The sequence below is a fragment of the Novosphingobium sp. GW835-FHT14H07 genome, assembly GCF_058793515.1.
In genome coordinates, this window is the sequence record NZ_JBXAFX010000071.1 from 1 (window position 1) to 2,157 (window position 2,157).

Below are 2,157 nucleotides of genomic sequence, written 5' to 3' on the forward strand. Positions count from 1 at the left end.
ACCATTTCGCAGCAGCCGCCTGATCGGCGCAGAGCGACAGCCTACCTCTGACTGCCGCCAATCTTTGCAACAGAGCCATCAAAAGAAACCTGAGATCATCTGCTCAGGTACTTGAAAGCCCGGCTCAGTTTTTGTCCCAGACCAGCGGAAGCCCCTTGAGAACCGTCGTCGCCACGGAAGGCATGTATTCCCGCTTGAAACCATCAGCGAGACGCATGTTGGGAATACGGCGCATCAGTTCTTCGTAGGCCGCTTTTGCTTCGATACGGGACAGGTACTGTCCTGCGCAGACGTGACGACCGAAGCCGAAAGAGACCATTTCCTTGATATTGTCGCGGTTCAGGCGAAACGTCTCAGGTTCGGGGAATACATCGGGGTCAAGATTTGCAGCGGTGAGATCGAGGTAGACGATCGATCCGGATTCGATTTTCTGGCCGCATAGTTCTACATCCGACAGCGTTCGCCGGAACAGCCCGTCGACCGGACAGCGACGGCGCAGCGTTTCGGAAATCGCCGCGGGGATCAGCGACGGATCCTCGGTAAGAGTGTCCTTGAGGTCCGGCGTGGTCAGCACGAAATAGGTGAGGTGCGCGATCAGCGTTGCCGTGGTGTCATGACCAGCCGCCCCGAATTCCAGTGCGTTGCAAACATTGGCGCTGATCGTGATCGTGCGTGAGCCGTCCGGTTCGCGCAGCTGCAACAGGTTTGACAGCATGTTGTTGCCGGGATTGCGATCAAGGTTCTCGACGACTTCGCGCAGGTAGTCGTTCGCCTCCGCCAGGTCTTCCCAGTTCTGCCGCAGTACCTCTTCCGGCATCGGCACGAAGAATCTTGCGTCGGCGCGCTCCGGTACCTTAGGGGTGAACAGCTGGAAGAAGCAGTTGGACCAGCGATGATAATCTTCCGCCCGTTCCTTGGGGATCCCGAGCATATCGACGATCAAGTAGAGCGCAAGTTTGTAGCTGAAATCGTGGAGGAGATCGCATTCGCCCTTGTCGATGAAGGTATCGATAAGTTCGTTGGCGATCCGGCGAACGACCTCGTCCTTACCCACCAGCCGACCGGGGAGGAGGGCTTGCTGGACGGGAACCCTGAGCTTGGTGTGCTCCGGCGGGTCCATCGAGGGCAGATGCACGTCGGTGTAAAGGTCCGGCACGCGCGGCGCGATATCATCGGGCGGGGGGAGCAGGCCAAACGCGACAGAAGAAAAGACCTGCGGAGTGAACAAGGCCGAGCGCACATCCTTGTGCTTGCTGACGATCCACAAATTCAGCGGCTTATAGAAGTGCAGCGGATAGTCCCTAAGGGCGCGGGCTGCGTATTTTTCGCGGTTGCAGGCATATTCGGGCGAAAAGATGTCGAGGTCTGGAAAGACCGGCAGTGTCTGAGGGTTCATGTTCGGATTCCCGCTCATTTTCGAATTGGGAAGGAAGGACGGCGTCGGCGCGCGTGCGCAGACAGCCTAGGCGCTCAGGAGTCCGGCGGGATCGTGAGCTTAAGGCCATCCAGTTCGGCCGTGACCGGTATTTGGCAGGAGAGCCGCGACCGTCCGGGGGTCGAGACCAGGCCGGAAAGCAGCATCTCCTCGTCGGAGGAGACCGGCGGCAGGGTCCCGGCGGGAGCAGCGTCGATGTAGACGTGGCAGGTCGCGCAGGAGCAGCATCCGCCGCACATCGCCTCGACGCCGTCGATATTGGCGTCGCGAAGGGCTTCCATCAGGAACCCGGAGGCTGCGACGTCGAGTTCGCGTATCTCCCCATCGCGGGTAGTCACTTGGATATGAGGCATTTTCTTCCAACTCCCGTCAGGCTCGCTTGGCTGGTGTAGGCATTGGCAAACCGAAGATCCGACGCCTCGTCGCCCGCTTGGTCGCGTTCTGTTCGACCGAATCGTGCGGCGTCAGAGCGCTTGCTATGCTATATTGATCCCTTTATCAATAGCGGGAAGCGTGCGGACTTCTGCGGCCAAGCGACGTTTGCAATCAGGCTGTGCGGAGGCCATAGGGCCGCTGTCGCGGGGCATGGCTGGCCGGAGTCGAAGCGGACATAAAATGGGCAAGGCTTAACAGGGAGCTCCGGAGGGCTCTGTTGCAAAGATTGGCGGCAGTCAGAGGTAGGCTGTCGCTCTGCGCCGATCAGGCGGCTGCTGCGAAATGGT

Annotated in this window: 2 protein-coding genes; both read right to left on the minus strand. The window is 59.6% G+C overall.

Going from position 1 to position 2,157, the window contains the following annotated elements:
- Nucleotides 1-124: 124 nt before the first annotated feature.
- Nucleotides 125-1,228, minus strand: coding sequence for a cytochrome P450 (locus AC1Q5P_RS21795; protein ID WP_492520015.1), 1,104 nt, complete (start codon nucleotides 1,226-1,228; stop codon nucleotides 125-127).
- A gap of 242 nt (nucleotides 1,229-1,470) precedes the next feature.
- Nucleotides 1,471-1,788: a 2Fe-2S iron-sulfur cluster-binding protein gene (locus tag AC1Q5P_RS21800; protein WP_022684651.1), complete on the minus strand. Its 318-nt coding sequence runs from the start codon at nucleotides 1,786-1,788 to the stop codon at nucleotides 1,471-1,473.
- Nucleotides 1,789-2,157: the final 369 nt, after the last annotated feature.